This is a genomic window from Streptomyces sp. NPDC056580 (genome assembly GCF_042793175.1).
Classification (GTDB): domain Bacteria; phylum Actinomycetota; class Actinomycetes; order Streptomycetales; family Streptomycetaceae; genus Streptomyces.
On record NZ_JBHTVE010000011.1, the window covers coordinates 272,533 to 289,559 of the forward strand.

The window sequence follows — 17,027 nt, forward strand, 5'->3', positions numbered from 1 at the left end:
GAGGATGCGTGCAGTACTGGCCGACGTGCTCGTGCGGGGGGTGGGGTAGTCCGCGCCCGGGCAGAAGGGACCGCTGACGGCGATGCAGATCCGGCTGACCGTCGTAGATCCGCTGGGCCCGTCCCCGCAGCGGGGCCGCGCCGTGACCCGGGACGTGCTGGTGACGGCGCCGGCGGGCACGGATCTGGCCGCCGTGGCGTCGGGGCTGGCCGCCGCGGTCGCCGGAGAGGGCGGCACCGGCCGGGACACCGGAGGCGCCCCGGTCGTGCTGTACGCGGGCGCCGAGCGGCTTGACGCGCGCCGCCGCGTCCTGGGCGAGCCCCCGCTGGTCGACGGCGCCGTGCTGTCCCTGGGCGCCCCCGCGGCCGCGGAGCCGCACCCCGAACTGGACGAGGCCCCGACCCAGCTCCACGTGGTCGCCGGGCCCGACGCGGGCGGGGTCCACCTGCTGCACGGCGGCCGGATCACCGTGGGCCGTTCCGCCGACGCCGACGTCCCGCTGGACGACCCGGACGTCTCCCGGCTGCACTGCGCGGTCACCGTCGACGCCGACGGCCGGGTCTCGGTCACCGATCTGGGTTCCACCAACGGCACCACCCTGGACGGCACGCGCGTGGGCGAGCGCCCGGTGCGGTTCCCCGCGGGCGCGCTGCTGCGGCTCGGCGAGTCCGCCCTGCGGGTTACGCCGTCCGGGGGTCCCGGGGCGCGCACGGCGACGGTGCCGGACGGCGAGGGCCGCCTGCGGGTGCTCCCGGAGGATCCGCGGGCGCACGCGCAAGCCCCGCGGGGGCACGCGCGCGTGGAGCCGCCGTCCGCGAGCGGCGTGGACCCGTCCGGGCCCACCCGCCACGGCTACGGCTCGGCCGGCCACGGCCCCGGTCACGACCGCACCCGGGTGGAACCCCTGGTTCCCGAGCAGGCGGGAGCACCGGGCGCCGAGAGCCTGGGCGCGACCCACGGCGCGGGCAGCGGGGACACGCACGCCGGACCGTACGGCGTCGGCCTGCCCGGCGGCACCGAGTTCGCCGAGGACGCCGGGGACACCGGCCGCGGCACCCGCAAGGGCACGCCCCTGCGCGGCACCGACGTGCCGCCGGGAGTGCGGCGGCGCGGCGGGCTCGGCGCCTGGGCGCGGCGGCTGGCGGGCGGCCGCGGCGAGCAGCCGGCCGCCCGGCCCGAGGAGTACGGCACGGCTGCCGGCGAGGCCGCCGCCGCGCGCACCGGTGCGCCCCAGCGGCCCGAGACCTGGCCGGACCCGGCCGCGGTGCTGCTCACCGCCCTGGGCCCGGGGCCCCGGCTGTGGGAGCGGGGCCCGGGGCACCCGGAGGCGCTGACCGTGCGGCTCGGCACGGCCGACCGCGGCGCGCCGGACGGTTCGGGCCTGCTGCCCGCCGTGCCGGTGACCGCCGCGCTGCGCGAGGCCGGCGCGCTTGGCCTCGCGGGGCCGCGCCCGCGGCTGTCCGGGCTGGCCCGCGCGGCACTGGCCCAGCTCGCCGCGCTGCACTCCCCCGATCTGCTGGAGATCGTGCTGATCAGCGCGGACCGCGCGCGTCCACTGGCGGAGCGCACCGCGGAGTGGTCCTGGCTCGGCTGGCTTCCGCACGTCCGCCCCGGCCACGGCCAGGACTGCCGCCTGCTGCTGGCCTACGACCGCGAGCAGGCGGCGGCCCGTACGGAGGAGCTGCTGCGCCGGGTGGAGGACTACGCGGCGACGGGCCGGGGCACGGCCCAGCCGACCACGCCCCGGACGGCGGCCCAGGCCCAGGCTCCGGCCGAGCACGGCGCCCCCGGCACCGGCGTGACCGCGCGGCCCGGCGCCCCCTCCGTACCGGGTCCGCGGCAGCACGACGTTCACCCGGCCCCGGCCCCGCCCGCCGCCGCGACCGGGACCGCCTTCGGCACGGCGCCCGCCTTCACCGCACCGCCGGGCAGCCACGCCGACCCGGCCCCGCAGGCCGCCTCCGGCCCCGCCGACCCCTGGTCCGGGACGGCGGCGCGCCGCCCCTCGTGGGCCAGGGAGGACGCCGGCCCGGCCGGGACCGGCGGCTTCCCGGGTCCGTACACGGTCGTCGTCGTGGACGGGGACCCGGGAGGCGCGGCCCTGACGGAGTCGCTGGCGCGGCTGGCCGTGGCCGGGCCGAGGGCCGGGATCCACGTGGTGTGCCTCGCCGAGACCGAGCCCGCCTCCGCCGCCTCGCCCGTGACCCGGACCTACGAGGCCGCCTGCGAGGCCACGCCCGCCTTCCGGCACTGCGGGGCCGCCGCCCTGCTCGGCGGTGACGTCGCGGGCGCGCTCCACCTGATGCGGGTCGCGCCGACCGGCCCGGTCGGACCGGGCACCCTCGCCACCGTCGACGCCGTCTCGCCCGCCTGGGCCGAGCGGTTCGCGCGGGCGCTGGCGCCGCTGCGGCCGGACGGCCCGCTCGCCGAGCCCCACGCGCGCGTGGCCGTGCCCCTGCCGGCCTCCGCGCGCCTGCTGGACGAACTGGGGCTGGCCCGGGCCACCCCGGCCTCGCTGATGGCCCGCTGGGCGGACGCGGCCGACGACACCGCGTCCCCGGCGGGCCGGGCCCGGGCGGTGCTGGGCGCCGGGCCGCACGGCCCGCTCACCGCCGACCTGGTGGCCGACGGCCCGCACCTGCTGATCGAGGGCCCGGCCGGCAGCGGCCGTACCGAGCTGCTGCGGACGGTGGCCGCCTCGCTCGCCGCGGCCGAGCGGCCCGACCGGCTGGGCATGGTGCTGATCGACGGCCGGGACGGCGTCGGCACCGGCGCGGGGCGCGGCGAAGGCCTGCGCGTCTGCACGGACATACCCCATGTGACGACCCATCTCATCGCCAACGACCCCGTGCGCATGCGGGAGTTCGCGCAGTCGCTGACCGCGGAGCTGAAGCGGCGCGCGGAGCTGCTGGGTCTGTCGGACTTCGCCCAGTGGCACACCGGGCGCGAGGTGTCCGGCCGGATCGTCGCGCAGCGCACGCCGAACGGCCGGGGCCCCGGTTCCGGTGCCGTCGCCGGCGCGGCGGACCCGTCGGGGGACATGGAGGCGCCGCCCAGCTCCACGCTGCGGCTGCGGCCCGGCGCCGTCGCACGGCAGCGCGCCGAGACGGCGCCGCCGCTGCCCCGGCTCGTGGTGGTCGTCGACGACCTCGACGCGCTGGTCTCCCCGGCGCTCGGAGCGCCCGGCCGCCCCGCCGCCGGATCGGTGCTGCGGGCTCTGGAGGCGGTGGCCCGGGAGGGCGAGCGGCTCGGGGTGCACCTGGTGGCGACGGCCGGCACGGGCGGCCGTACGGCGGAGACGGAACCGGCCAGGCGGGCCACCCTGCGCATCGTGCTGGACGCGCCGGCCGCCGGGCGAACCGGCACCGCGCCGGCCGGCCCGGGCCAGGAGCCCGGCGGGGAGCCGGCGCCGGGGCGGGGCCGGCTGACGTACCCGGACGGCACGACCGTGGGCTTCCAGGGCGGCCGGGTCACCGGCCGGATCCCGCGCACCGCGACGCAGCGGCCCACGGTGGTGCCGCTGGAGTGGCAGCGCATGGGCGACCCGCCGGCCCGCCGGCCGGTGCGGGAGCTGGGCAACGGCCCCACCGATCTGGCCCTGCTGGCGAGCGCGGTTCAGCGGGCGGCCCGGGAGGTGGCGGCGGCACAGGTGCCCTCGCTGCTCTGACGCGCGCGGAACCCCGGGACGCATACCCCGTTGATCACGAGCCGGTCACGATGGGCCGCTGGACGGCGCAGGCGCTCTTGCCGCCCTCGCACGGCCCGGCGTAGACCGGACCGGACGGGACAGAGTTCTGACGTTCAACGGAGAACGACGAACGGGGAAGTGATGCGCAGCAACAGCGACACCATCCGGACACGCAGGGCCGTCACCACACTCGCCGCGCTGCTCGCGGGCGCCCTCGCGCTGACCGCCTGCTCCGGCGGCGACAGCGACAAGAAGGGCGACGGCGACCCGAGCGGCGGGGCCACCGGCTCCACCCTCAGACTGCCGAAGCTGAACGGCGCGAAGCTGGAGGTCGCAGCCGTCTGGACCGGCACCGAACAGGCGAACTTCAAGAAGGTCCTTGCGGAGTTCGAGAAGCGCACCGGCGCGAAGGTGACGTTCGTGCCCGCACAGGACCCGATCATCAACTTCCTGGGCTCCAAGATCGCGGGTGGTCAGCCGCCGGACGTGGCGCTGCTGCCGCAGCCGGGCGCCATCAAGCAGGCCGTGCAGAAGGGCTGGGCGAAGCCGCTCGGCGCCGACGCGCTCAAGGAGCTGCAGAAGAACTACTCGCAGGGCTGGCAGGACATCGGCAAGGTCGACGGCAAGAGTTACGGCGTCTACTACAAGGCCGCCAACAAGTCCTTGATCTGGTACAACGCCAAGGCCTTCGAGAACGCGGGCGCCAAGGAGCCGAAGACCTGGCAGGACCTGCTGACCACCGCGCAGGCGGTGTACGACTCCGGTGTCACCCCGTTCTCGGTCGGCGGCGCCGACGGCTGGACGCTGACGGACTGGTTCGAGAACGTCTACCTGTCCCAGGCGGGCCCGGAGAAGTACGACCAGCTCGCCCAGCACAAGATCAAGTGGACCGATCCCTCGGTGAAGCAGGCGCTCGCCACGCTCGCCCAGATCTGGGGCAAGAAGGACTACGTGGCGGGCGGCGCGGACGGCGCGCTGCAGACCGAGTTCCCGGCCTCCGTCACCCAGACCTTCACCGGCGGCGACCAGCCGAAGGCCGCCATGGTCTACGAGGGCGACTTCGCACAGGTCAACATCGGCGACACCAAGGCCAAGGTGGGCACGGACGCGAAGGTGTTCCCGTTCCCCGCCGTGGGATCCAGCGCGCCGGTGGTCTCCGGCGGTGACGCGGCCGTCGTGCTGAAGGACTCCAAGGCGGCCCAGGCCCTGGCCACCTTCCTGGCCTCCCCGGACGCGGCGACCATCCAGGCCAAGCTCGGCGGCTACCTCTCGCCGAACAAGAACGTGCCGGATTCGGCGTATCCGAACGAGGTGCAGCGCACCATCGCCAAGGCGCTGATCGCCTCCGGCGACGACTTCCGCTTCGACATGTCCGACCAGGCCCCGCAGGCGTTCGGCGGCACGCCCGGCAAGGGCGAGTGGAAGGACCTGCAGGACTTCCTGAAGAACCCGAAGGACGTCGCGGGCGCCCAGGCGCGACTGGAGAAGGACGCGGCGGCCGCGTACGGGAACGGGAGCTGATCCGGCGATGGCGTCGGCAGCGGCGGCCGGGGCCCCACCGGGCCCCGCCGCGCCCAAGAGCCGCAAGAGCGTGACCGGCACCCGCCGGACGGTGGCAGCCCTGTTCCTGCTGCCCGCCCTGGTGCTGCTCGGCGCGCTCGTGGTCTACCCGATCGGGTACTCGGTCGTCCGCAGCTTCTACAACGCCTCCGGCGACGGCTTCGCCGGGTTCGACAACTACAAGGCGCTGTTCACGGACGACGGCATCCGCACCGCGCTGAAGAACAACGTCATCTGGGTGGTGTTCGCGCCCACGGTCTCCACCGCGCTCGGCCTGATCTTCGCGGTGCTGACCGAACGGGTGCGCTGGGGGACGGCGTTCAAGCTGGTCGTCTTCATGCCGATGGCGATCTCGATGCTGGCGGCCGGGATCATCTTCCGGCTGGTGTACGACCAGGACCCGGACAAGGGCGTCGCCAACGCGGTCTGGGTCGGGGTCCACGACACCTTCGCCCAGTCGTCGGCGTTCCCGAAGGCGCACCCGGGCCGCCAGTCGCCCCTGAAGGCGGACGGGGGCGGCTTCATCACCTCGGCTCCCGTGCACGCCGGGCAGCCGGTCACGCTGCCGCTCGTCGGGGTGGCCCCGGAACAGATGCCGGACGGCGCGAAGAAGGCCGTGGCCGCCAGGGCGGAGCCGGGGAAGATCACCGGTACCACCTGGCAGGACTTCACCCGCGGCAAGGGCGTCGGCCGGCTGGGCGCGCCCGACCCGTCCGAACTGGGCTACGCCGGGATGCGGATCGAGGCGGTGAAGGACGGCAAGGTGGTGGCCTCCGCCCAGGCAGCGGGCGACGGCACCTTCACGCTGCCCGCTTCGGCCGACGGGGCCCTGCTCCGGCTGCCGGCGGGCAACTTCAAGGAGCCGTACAACGGCGTCGACTGGCTGGGCCCGGCGCTGGTCACCCCGGCCGTCATCGGGTCGTACGTGTGGATGTGGGCGGGCTTCGCGATGGTGCTGATCGCCGCCGGGCTCGCGGGCGTGCCCCGGGAGCTGCTGGAGGCGGCGCGCGTGGACGGCGCCAACGAGTGGCAGGTGTTCCGCAAGGTCACCGTGCCCCTGCTCGCGCCGGTCCTCGCGGTGGTCGTGGTCACCCTGATGATCAACGTGCTGAAGGTCTTCGACCTCGTCTACATCATCGCCCCCGGCTCCTCCCAGGACGACGCCAACGTGCTGGCCCTGGAGCTGTACCGCAAGGGCTTCGCCGAGGGCCAGCCGGGCATCGCGAGCGCGATCGCGGTCTTCCTGCTGCTGCTGGTGATCCCGCTGATGCTGTTCAACGTCCGCCGGCTGCGGCGGGAGGTGCGGCGATGACGGCTACCGCCAAAAGGATCGGGAAGGTGACATCCACCGACACGGCCGCGCCGGCCCGGGAGTCCTGGGCCGCGCGGATCACCGGGCGGCTCGGCGGCGGACTGGTCCGCGTGTTCCTGCTCCTCGTGGGTCTGTTCTGGCTGGTGCCGACCATCGGCCTGCTGATCTCCTCGCTGCGCGCGCCGGAGGACATGAGCGCGAGCGGCTGGTGGCAGGTGTTCGCCAAGCCGTCCGAGCTGACCTTCGACAGCTACCGGAAGCTGCTGGAGAACGGGGACATCACCCACTCCCTGGTGAACACCGTGCTGATCACGGTCCCGGCGACGGTCCTGGTCGTGGTGCTCGGGTCGCTGGCGGGCTACGCCTTCGCGTGGATGGAGTTCCCGGGCCGCGACTGGTGGTTCCTCGGCGTGGTCAGCCTGCTGGTGGTGCCGGTGCAGGTGGCGCTGATCCCGATCGCGGAACTCTTCGGGGACATCGGCCTGTTCGGGACCATCCTCGGGGTGATCCTGTTCCACGTCGGCTTCGGCCTGCCGTTCGCGGTGTTCCTGCTGCGCAACTTCTTCGCGGAGATCCCGAGGGAGCTCCTCGAGGCGGCCCGGCTGGACGGCGCCGGCGAACTGCGCTTGTTCGCCCGGGTGGTGATGCCGCTCGGCGGCCCCGCGATCGCGAGCCTCGGCATCTTCCAGTTCCTGTGGGTGTGGAACGACATGCTGGTCGCGCTGGTGTTCACCAAGTCCGGCTCGCAGCCGATCACGGTCGCCCTGCAGACGCAGGTACGGCAGTTCGGCAACAACATCGACGTGCTGGCGCCCGGCGCGTTCATCTCGATGGTGATCCCGCTGGCCGTGTTCTTCGCGTTCCAGCGGCAGTTCGTCTCCGGGGTGATGGCGGGCGCGGTCAAGTAGGAGCGGAGGAGGGGCGTTTTGAGGGGCGGGCCCGCCGGGGCCCGCCCCTCGGCGCGTGCGCGGCACGTCCGCGGTGTCCCCCGAACGCGGTACGGACCGTGACCAATTGACTCCATCGGCCGTTCCCGGGCAAGACGCCCGTACCGACCGACCCATGGATGCCCCGTGCCCAGGTTCACTGTGATTGTCCCCGCATACAAGGTCCAGGCGTACCTGCCGGAGTGTCTGGACTCGGTGCTCGCCCAGTCGTTCCCCGACCTGGAGCTGATCGTCGTGGACGACCGCTCCCCGGACGCCTGCGGCGCGATCGCCGACGAGTACGCGGCCCGCGACCCCCGTGTGACGGCCGTGCACCTGGCGGAGAACCAGGGCCTCGGCCGCGCCCGCAACGCGGGCATGGCCCGCGCCACGGGCGACTACCTGCTCTTCCTGGACAGCGACGACACGCTCACCCCGGGCGCGCTGCGCGCGATCGCCGAGCGGATCGAGGAGACCGGCGAGCCCGACCTCCTGGTCTTCGACTACGCGCGCACCTTCTGGAACGGCGAGGCGGTCCGCAACCAGATGGCCGCCCAGCTGACCCAGCGCGGACCGGCCCCGTTCCGCCTCGAGGACCGCCCGGGGCTGCTGCGGGTGCTGATGGTCGCCTGGAACAAGGCGTACCGGCGGGAGTTCGTCGCGGAGCGGGGCTTCGCCTTCCCGCCCGGCTACTACGAGGACACCCCCTGGACCTTCCCGGCCCTGATGGCGGCGGAGTCGATCGCCACCCTGGACCGGGTGTGCGTGCACTACCGGCAGCGCCGGCAGGGCAACATCCTGGGCACCACCAGCCGCAAGCACTTCGACGTCTTCGAGCAGTACGAGCGGGTGTTCGCGTACGTCGACCGGCACCCCGGTCTCGACCGGTGGCGGCCGGAGTTGTTCGGCCGGATGATCGACCACTACGTCACGGTCCTCACCCGCCCGGACCGGCTGCCGCGCGGCAGCCACGCCGAGTTCCTGCGCCGGGCCCGGGCCCACCACCGCCGGTACCGCGTCCCCGGCGGCCGGGCGCCGGCCCGCTCCCGGCTGCGGCACACCCTGGTCCGCTTCGGCATGCACCGCACCTTCCGCGCCCTGCGCCCGGCCGCCGCGCTCCGGCGGCGTTCGCTGCGGTGTGCCGGCAGGCTGGCCCGGACGCTCAGGGCCGGCGCGCTCCGGCTGCACTACGGGATCCAGCTCCGCCTGCCGCTGCGCGCCGACCGCGCGGTGTTCGCCGCCGCCCCGGGGTCCGGCGCCGGCCCGGCCGCGCTGGAGGAGGCGTTCCGCGCGCACGCCCCGCACGTCCGCACCGCCTGGATCGCCGGCCCGGAACACCGGCACCCGGTTGCTCCGGGCCCGGGCCGGCTGCGTCCGGGCACGGCCGCCGGCTGGACCGCGCTGGCCCGGGCCAAGTACCTGGTGCACGACGGCCACTTCGGCCCCGGGCTGCGCAAGCGCCCGGGCCAGGTCTTCGTCCAGACCGAGCAGGGCACTCCGCTCGGGCACATGGGCCTGGACCTCCAGGAGCGCCCGGCCGCCGCCCGCGGCACCGACTTCGGGGCACTGCTGCGGTCCGTCGACCAGTGGGACTACGTGCTGTCCGGCAACCGGCACACCACCTTGACCTGGGAGCGGGTATACCCGGGCCGCTACACCACGCTGGAGTACGGCTCCCCGCGCAACGACGTCCTCCAGCGGGCCACCGAGGCGGACGTGACCCGGCTGCGCGAGGCGCTGGGCGTCCCGGAGGGTGCGGTCGCCGTCCTGTACGCGCCCGCGCACCGCGACCACCGCCGCACCCAGTGCCCGCCGCTCGACCTGGAGCGGATCCAGCGCCGGCTCGGGCCGCGTTTCGTGGTCCTCGACCGCTCCCCCGGCCCGCGCGCCGGCGGCTCCTCCGGCGCGGACGGCCGGATCATCGACGTCTCCGGGCAGCCGGACGTGGCGTCCCTGTTCCTGGCCGCGGACGCGCTGCTCACCGACTACTCGCCCCTGATGTTCGACTACGCGTGCCTGGACCGGCCGATCGTGGTGCACACCGGGGACTGGGACGTCTACGAGGCGACCCGGGGCGTCTACTTCGACCTGCGCGCCTTCCCGCCGGGCGCGGTGGCCGCCGACGAGGAGGAACTGGTCGAGGTCTTCGCCACCGGGCGGTGGCGCGACTCCGGCTCGGGCCGGCTGCGGGCGGCCTTCCGGGAGCGGTTCTGCCCGTACGACGACGGCCGCGCCGCCGAGCGGGTCGTCCGGCGGGTCGTGCTGGGCGAGACGGAGGGACTGCCTGCGTTCGTGCCACTCGCCGAGCGCAGGCCGGCGCCGTCCGCGTCGGCCGCCCTCGCGCGTTCCCCGCTCGTCACCGTGCCGCAACCTTCCGGCTCACACACCGTCACCGAGAGCCGCTGAGCAGCGTTGTCCTTCCGGGAGTGCCCATTCCCCCCAGTACGACGCGGCCCACTCGGGTCCGGCCGCCACCCTGGCGTCCCGCCGGACGGCCCGGCCGCGTCGGCAAGACAACGGAAAGAGCAGAATGCCCCGATTCAGCATCATCGTCCCGTCCCACGGGGTCGCCGGCCGGCTGTCCCAGGCGCTGGACTCGGTCCTCGGCCAGTCCTTCGGCGACCTCGAGCTGATCCCGGTCTGCGACGCGCCCGGCTCCCCGGCCGCCGCGGTGGCCGCCGCGCACGCCGGGCGGGACTCCCGGGTGTCGCCGGTCCACTCACCGCCGTCCGCCGGTCTGAGCGGGGCCCGCAACGCCGGGATGCGGGCGGCGGGCGGCGCGTACGTGCTGTTCCTGGACGGCGACGATCTGCTGCTGCCGGGCGCGCTGGCGGCCCTGGACGCCCGGCTGGCCGAGACCGCCGGCGTCGACGTGCTGTACGCCGAGCACGAGCGGACCCCCTGGTGGGAGGGCGAACCGGCCAACCCGGCCGCGCCGTTGCTGGCGAAGGCGCCGAAGGGGGCCTTCGCCCCGGACCGGTTCCCGGAGCTGACCGGCCTGCGGCTGCCGGCCTGGGGCACCGCCTACCGCCGGGCCTTCCTCACCGAACACGAACTCGCCTTCCCCGAGGGTCACTTCACCGACCTCGGCTGGTGCGGGCTGACCGGCATCGCCGCCGGGCGGATCGCGGTGCTGCGCCGGGCCGTCGTACGGCACCGGGCACGCCGCCAGGGCAGCCGGCTCAACCTGCCCGGCCCGCACCAGCACACGCTGCTGGACCAGGTCGAGCTGGTGCTGACCCGGGCGGCCGGGGCGGGGCTGTCCGCCGAGCGGGCGCGGCCCGTGTTCGACCAGCTCTTCGCGCAGGTGCTGAAGACCGCCTCCCGCCCGGAGCGGCTGCCCGGCGGGCACCGCGCCTTCTTCCGCCGCGCGGGCCGGCTCTACCGGGCGCACCGGCCGGCCGGCCACCGGCCGCCCGGCGGCAGCCTCGGGGTGCAGCACCGGCTGCTGGCGACGGGCGCGTACTCCGCGTTCCGGGCGCTGCGGGGCGCCAACCGGGTGGCGGCCCGGTCCGCCGAGCGGCTGCCGCGCCCGCGCATGCTGCGCACCCGGCTGCGCTACGCCCGCGACCTGCGCCGGCCACTGGATCCGCGGCTCGCGGTCTTCTGCGCGTACTGGGGCCGGGGTTACGCCTGCAACCCGGCCGCGATCCACGCCAAGGCCCGGGAACTCGCCCCGCACATCCGCTCGGTGTTTCTGGTCGAGGCGGACCAGGTCCACACGGTGCCGGAGGGCGTCGAGCACGCGGTGATCGGCTCCCGCCGCTACTGGGAGGTGCTGGCCCGCGCCACGTACCTGGTCAACAACGCCAACTTCGCCGAGGGCGTGGTCAAGCGGCCGGGCAGTGTGCACCTGCAGACGCAGCACGGCACCCCGCTGAAGACGATGGGGGTGGACCAGTCGACGTACCCGGTGGTGGCGGCGCGGTCCGGCAGCTTCACGAAGCTGCTGGGCCGGGTGGACCGCTGGGACTTCAACCTGTCCTCCAACAGCCACTCCACGCAGATGTGGGAGCGCGCCTTCCCCGGCTCCTACGAGCACCTGGAGTACGGCTACCCGCGCAACGACGTCTTCTGCACGGCGACCGCCGCCGACGTCGCCCGCGTACGGCGGGAGCTGGGCGTGCCGGAGGGGGCGACGGCCGTGCTGTACGCGCCGACCCACCGCGACCACCACACCGGCTTCGAACCCGGCCTCGACCTGGAGGCGTTCTGCGAGGCGGCCGGCGAGGACGTCGTCGTGCTGCTGCGCGCCCACTACTTCTACGACCGCGGCCGCCCGGCGGGCTCCGGACGGGTCATCGACGTCACCGCGCACCGCTCCTCGGAGGACGTGTGCCTGGCCGCGGACGCGCTGGTCACCGACTATTCCTCCATCATGTTCGACTACGCCAACCTGGACCGGCCGATCGTGGTGTACGCCGACGACTGGGAGGTCTACCGGGAGACGCGGGGCGTCTACTTCGACCTGCCGGCCGAGCCGCCGGGGCCGGTCGCCCGGACCCCCGGCGAGCTGGCCCGGCTTTTTCGCGACGGCTCCTGGGCGGGGCCGGAGTCCAGGGCGCTGCGGGCCGCGTTCCGGGAGCGGTTCTGCCAGTTCGACGACGGGCTGGCCGCCGAACGCGTCGTACGCCGGGTGCTGCTGGGCGAGCCGCCGGAGGCGATCCCGCCGGTGATCCCGCTCGCCGAGCGCGTCCCCGCCCCCGCCGCCGCGACCCTCGTGAGGAGCTGACCCGTGCCCCGCTTCAGTCTCATCGTCCCCTGCTTCAAGGTGCAGGGCTTCCTGCGCGAGTGCCTGGACTCGGTGCTGCGGCAGTCCTTCGGCGACTTCGAGCTGATCGCCGTGGACGACCGCTCGCCGGACGGCTGCGGTGCGATCCTGGACGAGTACGCGGCCCGCGACCCGCGGGTGAAGGTGCTGCACCTGCCGGAGAACGCCGGTCTCGGCCGGGCACGCAACGCCGGGCTGCCGCACGCCACCGGCGACTACCTGTTCTTCCTGGACAGCGACGACACGCTCACCCCGGGCGCGCTGGGCGCCATGGCCGACCGGCTGGCGGAGGCCGCCGACCCGGACGTGCTGGTCTTCGACTACGCGCGCACCTACTGGTGGGGCGGCACCCGGCGCAACGCGCTGGCGCACGTGCTCGCCGAGGCCGGCGCGGAGACCTTCACGGCGGCCGCCCGGCCGGAGATCCTGGACCTGCTGATGGTGGTGTGGAACAAGGTCTACCGGCGCGGCTTCGTCGAGGAGAACGGCTTCGAGTTCCCGCCCGGGTACTACGAGGACACCCCCTGGACCTTCCCGGTCATGCTCAGCGCCCGGCGGATCGCCGCGCTGGACCGGATCTGCCTGAACTACCGGCAGCGCCGGCAGGGCAACATCCTGTCCACCACCAGCCGCAAGCACTTCGACATCCACGGGCAGTACGAGCGGGTCTTCGCCTTCGTGGACGGGCGCCCGGAGCTGGCGGGCTGGCGGCCCTACCTGCACCGCAAGATGGGCGAGCACTGTCTGGACATCCTCGCCAAGCCGGACCGGCTGCCGCCCGGAGACCGGGCGGAGTTCTTCCGGCGCACGGCGGAGATGTTCCGCAGGTACCGGCCCGAGGGCGCCCTGGTGGACGGCGAGGTCGCCGTGCTGGAGGGCGGTTACGCGCGGTACCTGCTGCGCCGGCGGGCAGAGCGGGCCGCACGGGAGGCCGTGCGGCGGTCGGCTCCGGCCCGGCGGGCCCTGGGCGCCCGGGCCCGGCGCGGCTGGACCCGGCTGCACGCGCACCGGCCACTGGACGAGCACCTCGTGGTGTACTCGGCCTCCTCGCACCAGGGCGTGCTGGGCGATCCCGCCGCCGTCTACCGCAAGGCGCTGGAGATCGCCCCGCAGTTGCGCGGGGTGTGGGTGGTGCGCGACGAGGAGGCCGCCGGGCGGCTGCCGGCCGGTGTCGAGCACGTGCTCGTGGACTCACGGCGCTGTCTGGAGATCACCGCGCGCGCCAAGTTCTTCGTCAACGACGTCAACTGGCCCGGCACGCTGGTCAAACGGCCCGGCAGCGTGCACGTCCACACCCACCAGGGCACCCCGCTGAAGTTCATGGGCGCCGATCTGCTGGACAAGCCCGGCGCCCGGCTGGGCTTCGACGTGCCGCAGATGCTGCGCCGGGCCGACCGCTGGGACTACAGCCTGGTCGCCAACCGTCATTCGGAGCTGGTCTGGGAGCGTGCCTACCCCTGCCACTTCACCTCGGTGCGCACCGGCAGCCCGCGCAACGACGTACTGGTCGGCGCGGCCGAAGGGGCGGGCGCCGGCTTCCGGCTGCGGCACGGCATCCCGGCGGACCACACGGTGGTGCTGTACGCGCCGACCCGCCGGGACTACCGGCGCGGCGGACACGTGGACCGGATCGACCTGGCCAGGTTCGCGGCCGACCTGGGCGAGGGCAGCACGCTGGTGGTCCGGCTGCACCCGACGCTGGCGGCCGGTCCGGCGCGCGGCATGGGCCTGACCGAGCTGGCCCGGCGAGGGGTCGTGGTCGACGCGACGGACGAGCCGCACGTCGAGGAGGTGATGCTCGCCTCGGACGCGCTGGTCACGGACTACTCGGCGCTGATGTTCGACTACGCCAACCTGGACCGGCCGATCGTGGTGCACGCCGACGACTGGGCCGCGTTCACCGCGAGCCGGGGCGCGTACCTCGACATCACCGCGGAGCCGCCGGGCCGCGTGTCCCGCTCCTACCGGGAGCTGACCTGGCTGTTCAGGTCCGGATCGTGGCGGGACGAGGAGTCCGGGCGGCTGCGGGCGGACTTCCGGGCCCGGTTCTGCGAGTTCGACGACGGTCGGGCCGCCGAACGGGTGGTGCGGACACTGCTGCTCGGCGAGACCCTGCCGCCCGGGCCGGGGTCCGTGCGGATCCCCGGCCAGGCGGCCGGCGCCGGGCTGCCGGCCGCGGAGGCGAGGCCGGCGGGGCGCCGGTGACGGGTCCGGCTACTCGATGACGAGGTCGACCTCGATGTTGCCGCGGGTGGCGTTGGAGTAGGGGCAGACCTGGTGGGCGGTCTCGACCAGCTTGCGGCCGGTCGCCTCGTCCACGGACTCGGGCAGCTCCACGCGCAGCGTCACCTTCAGGCCGAAGCCCTCGCCCTGCTTGCCGATGCCGACCTCGGCGGTCACCGCGGCGTCGGTGACGTCGACCTTCGCCTGCCGGCCGACGAGGCCGAGGGCGCTGCCGAAGCAGGCGGCGTAACCGGCGGCGAAGAGCTGCTCCGGGTTGGTGCCCTGGCCGTCGCCGCCGAGCTCCACCGGCGGGGCCAGCTTGACGTCGATCTTGCCGTCGGAGGAGACGGCGCGGCCGTCACGGCCGTGGGTGGCGGTGGCGACAGCGGTGTAGAGCGCGTCCATGAAGACCATCCCTCTGGGAGTCGGTTGCGTTCCGGCGGCTCCGGTCGGGGCCGCCTCACGGCCATAAGTAGAGCACACAATTAAGTTGTGCACAACTGAATGGCTCACTGGCGCTACGCTGTATCCATGAGCGCCTCGCCGACCCCGCAGACACCGCCGGCCGCCGCCGTCCCGGACACCGAGTGGCTGCGGCTTGACCGCCAGATCTGCTTCTCCCTGCACGCGGCCTCCCGCGCCTTCAACGGCGTGTACCGCGTGGTCCTCAAGGACCTGGGGCTCACCTACCCCCAGTACCTGGTCATGCTGGTGCTCTGGGAGCACGGCGATCTGCCGGTGAAGAAGCTCGGCGAGCACCTGCGGCTGGACTCCGGGACGCTGTCCCCGCTGCTCAAGCGGCTGGAGGCGGCCGGTCTGGTCACGCGGGAGCGCAGCGCGCACGACGAGCGCTCGGTGCGGGTGGGGCTGACCGGGCAGGGCGCGGCGCTGCGCGAGCGGGCCCTGGAGGTGCCGCGCCGCATCGCGGCGGCCACGGGCTTCGAGCTGGCCGAGATCGGAGAGCTGCGCGAGCGCCTGGACCGGCTCACCGGCGCGCTGGACGCGGCGGCGCCGGCGGAGGCCCGGCGGAACCGCTGAGTCCCGCGGGGGCCCGGCGGACGTAGAGCCGTACCGCCACCCCGCCCACGACCGACTCCCCGGCCGGCGTGAACTCCCCCGCCAGTACGGCCGACTTCGTCCGCTCGACGGGGCTGCCCGGCCGCCACCGCCCGGCCAGCACGTCCCGGTCGGCGACCACCCAGACCCGGTCCAGCCGGGCCATCCGCCGGCGCAGGTCCGGCGGCCCGGCCTCCCGCCCGTACAGGGTTCCGGACACGGCCGCGGACTCCGCCAGCGCCACGTCCCGCGCCCCGCGGAACGCCGCCGGGTAGGTGAGGGCCGTGTTCCGCGTCTGCTCCGGCAGGAACAGCACCGCGTCCCCCGGGCGCAGCTTCCGGTCGGCGGCCCGCGCGACGGCGGCGAGGTCGTCGGGGCGGCGGGCCGGGTCGCGGTCGGCGCGCAGGAGGGGGAGCTGGTGGATGAGGACCAGCAGGACGGCGGCCGCCCCGGCCAAGGCCGCGGACCGAGCGCCCGCGCGGGGCAGCACCAGCCGGTCCGCCCCGGCGGCGACCAGCAGCGGCGCCCCCGACAGGGCGTAGAGCACATACCGGTCGACGTACAGCGGCGACAGCTGAGACACCAGCATCAGCGTGGCCGGCGGCACCACGGCCAGCGGTGCGGCGACATGCGCGCACGCCGGCACCCCGCGCCGTCCGGCCGGCCCCAGCACAGCCACCAGGGCCAGGCCCAGACACACCCAGAACACCGCGTCCGCCGGCCCGAGGAACATACGCAGCAGCCCCTGTGCCGTCGCCCGCGTCGGCGGTCGCAGCCATGCCACCTGCGCCGACTGGGACTCGGACACGAGCGCCATCGGCAGCAGCGCGAACCCGGCCATGGCCGCCGCGCGTCCCCAGCCCCGCCACACCCGCGGCCCCACCCGGGCCAGCGCCAGCGACACCGCGTGGGCGGGCAGCAGCAGCACGGCGAACTCGTGCAGCCAGCAGGTGAGGGCGACGACCGTGCCGTACGCCCACCACGAACCCCCGCGCACGGCCCGCGCGAACAGCAGCGTCGCCGCCGTGGCGCCGGCCGCGACCAGGGCGTACGAGCGGCCTTCCTGGGCGTAGTGGCCGGCCATGGGCGAGACGGCGTACAGCAGTCCGGCCCAGAGCCCGACGCGCGGCCGCGCCAGCCGGGTGCCGAGCGCGGCCACCAGGCCGGCGGTCGCGGCCGCCGCGCACACGGAGGGCAGCCTGAGGACGACCTCGCCGGGGTGGACGGACAGGACGGCGTGCATGAGGAGGTAGTACAGGCCGTGCACCGCGTCGACCTCGTGCAGCAGCCGCCAGATCTGCGGCACGGTGCGGCGGGCCACCTGGAAGGTGACGGCCTCGTCGCGCCACATCCCGCCCCGGTCGAGCCCCCAGATGCCGAGCGCGAGCATCACCAGCGCGGGCACGCACACCGCGACCGCCCGCCGGGCCCGGTCCGGACCGCCCGGCGGGGCGGCGGACCCGGTGGCCGAGGCCTGGGTGCCGTGCGGCC

The 17,027-nt window shown here is 75.1% G+C and carries 10 protein-coding genes; 8 read left to right on the plus strand and 2 right to left on the minus strand.

The features are described from left to right. The first annotated feature begins 82 nt into the window (after positions 1-82). From ACFQ9Z_RS25605 to ACFQ9Z_RS25635, 7 genes are all read left to right on the plus strand, one after another. Positions 83-3,667 (plus strand): FHA domain-containing protein, encoded by a 3,585-nt coding sequence (locus ACFQ9Z_RS25605; protein ID WP_383022977.1) that lies wholly within the window; start codon positions 83-85, stop codon positions 3,665-3,667. A 162-nt stretch (positions 3,668-3,829) separates the two neighbouring features. After that, positions 3,830-5,209, plus strand: a complete 1,380-nt coding sequence (locus tag ACFQ9Z_RS25610; protein WP_383022981.1) for an ABC transporter substrate-binding protein — start codon at positions 3,830-3,832, stop codon at positions 5,207-5,209. Positions 5,210-5,216: 7 nt separating this feature from the next. Then, positions 5,217-6,560: a carbohydrate ABC transporter permease gene (locus tag ACFQ9Z_RS25615; RefSeq protein WP_383022984.1), complete on the plus strand. Its 1,344-nt coding sequence runs from the start codon at positions 5,217-5,219 to the stop codon at positions 6,558-6,560. Further along, positions 6,557-7,468 (plus strand): carbohydrate ABC transporter permease, encoded by a 912-nt coding sequence (locus tag ACFQ9Z_RS25620; protein ID WP_383022986.1) that lies wholly within the window; start codon positions 6,557-6,559, stop codon positions 7,466-7,468. The genes ACFQ9Z_RS25615 and ACFQ9Z_RS25620 overlap by 4 nt, the downstream gene beginning before the upstream one ends. A 165-nt stretch (positions 7,469-7,633) precedes the next feature. Next, the gene (locus ACFQ9Z_RS25625) at positions 7,634-9,892 is read left to right on the plus strand and encodes a CDP-glycerol glycerophosphotransferase family protein (protein ID WP_383022989.1); all 2,259 of its coding nucleotides are present in this window, start codon (positions 7,634-7,636) and stop codon (positions 9,890-9,892) included. Between the two features lie 124 nt (positions 9,893-10,016). Continuing rightward, the gene (locus ACFQ9Z_RS25630; protein ID WP_383022991.1) at positions 10,017-12,218 is read left to right on the plus strand and encodes a CDP-glycerol glycerophosphotransferase family protein; all 2,202 of its coding nucleotides are present in this window, start codon (positions 10,017-10,019) and stop codon (positions 12,216-12,218) included. Between the two features lie 3 nt (positions 12,219-12,221). Continuing rightward, the gene (locus ACFQ9Z_RS25635) at positions 12,222-14,462 is read left to right on the plus strand and encodes a CDP-glycerol glycerophosphotransferase family protein (protein ID WP_383022994.1); all 2,241 of its coding nucleotides are present in this window, start codon (positions 12,222-12,224) and stop codon (positions 14,460-14,462) included. Between the two features lie 9 nt (positions 14,463-14,471). On the opposite strand, the gene ACFQ9Z_RS25640 is transcribed toward ACFQ9Z_RS25635, so the two are convergent. Further along, positions 14,472-14,885, minus strand: coding sequence for an organic hydroperoxide resistance protein (locus ACFQ9Z_RS25640; RefSeq protein WP_383022996.1), 414 nt, complete (start codon positions 14,883-14,885; stop codon positions 14,472-14,474). 126 nt (positions 14,886-15,011) lie between these two features. Between ACFQ9Z_RS25640 and ACFQ9Z_RS25645 the strand changes: the two genes are divergently transcribed. Next, the gene (locus tag ACFQ9Z_RS25645; RefSeq protein ID WP_383022998.1) at positions 15,012-15,518 is read left to right on the plus strand and encodes a MarR family winged helix-turn-helix transcriptional regulator; all 507 of its coding nucleotides are present in this window, start codon (positions 15,012-15,014) and stop codon (positions 15,516-15,518) included. On the opposite strand, the gene ACFQ9Z_RS25650 is transcribed toward ACFQ9Z_RS25645, so the two are convergent. Then, positions 15,466-16,926 carry a hypothetical protein gene (locus ACFQ9Z_RS25650; RefSeq protein ID WP_383023089.1) on the minus strand — a complete coding sequence of 487 codons (1,461 nt, stop codon included), beginning with the start codon at positions 16,924-16,926 and terminating at the stop codon, positions 15,466-15,468. The two genes, ACFQ9Z_RS25645 and ACFQ9Z_RS25650, sit on opposite strands and share 53 nt — an antisense overlap. Between the last annotated feature and the right edge of the window lie 101 nt (positions 16,927-17,027).

Coding starts and splice junctions, on each gene's coding strand:
- ACFQ9Z_RS25605 (WP_383022977.1), top strand. CDS start 83: ATGCAGATCCGGCTGACCGTCGTAGATCCGCTGGGCCCGTCCCCGCAG.
- ACFQ9Z_RS25610 (WP_383022981.1), top strand. CDS start 3,830: ATGCGCAGCAACAGCGACACCATCCGGACACGCAGGGCCGTCACCACA.
- ACFQ9Z_RS25615 (WP_383022984.1), top strand. CDS start 5,217: ATGGCGTCGGCAGCGGCGGCCGGGGCCCCACCGGGCCCCGCCGCGCCC.
- ACFQ9Z_RS25620 (WP_383022986.1), top strand. CDS start 6,557: ATGACGGCTACCGCCAAAAGGATCGGGAAGGTGACATCCACCGACACG.
- ACFQ9Z_RS25630 (WP_383022991.1), top strand. CDS start 10,017: ATGCCCCGATTCAGCATCATCGTCCCGTCCCACGGGGTCGCCGGCCGG.
- ACFQ9Z_RS25640 (WP_383022996.1), bottom strand. CDS start 14,885: ATGGACGCGCTCTACACCGCTGTCGCCACCGCCACCCACGGCCGTGAC.
- ACFQ9Z_RS25645 (WP_383022998.1), top strand. CDS start 15,012: ATGAGCGCCTCGCCGACCCCGCAGACACCGCCGGCCGCCGCCGTCCCG.
- ACFQ9Z_RS25650 (WP_383023089.1), bottom strand. CDS start 16,926: ATGCTCGCGCTCGGCATCTGGGGGCTCGACCGGGGCGGGATGTGGCGC.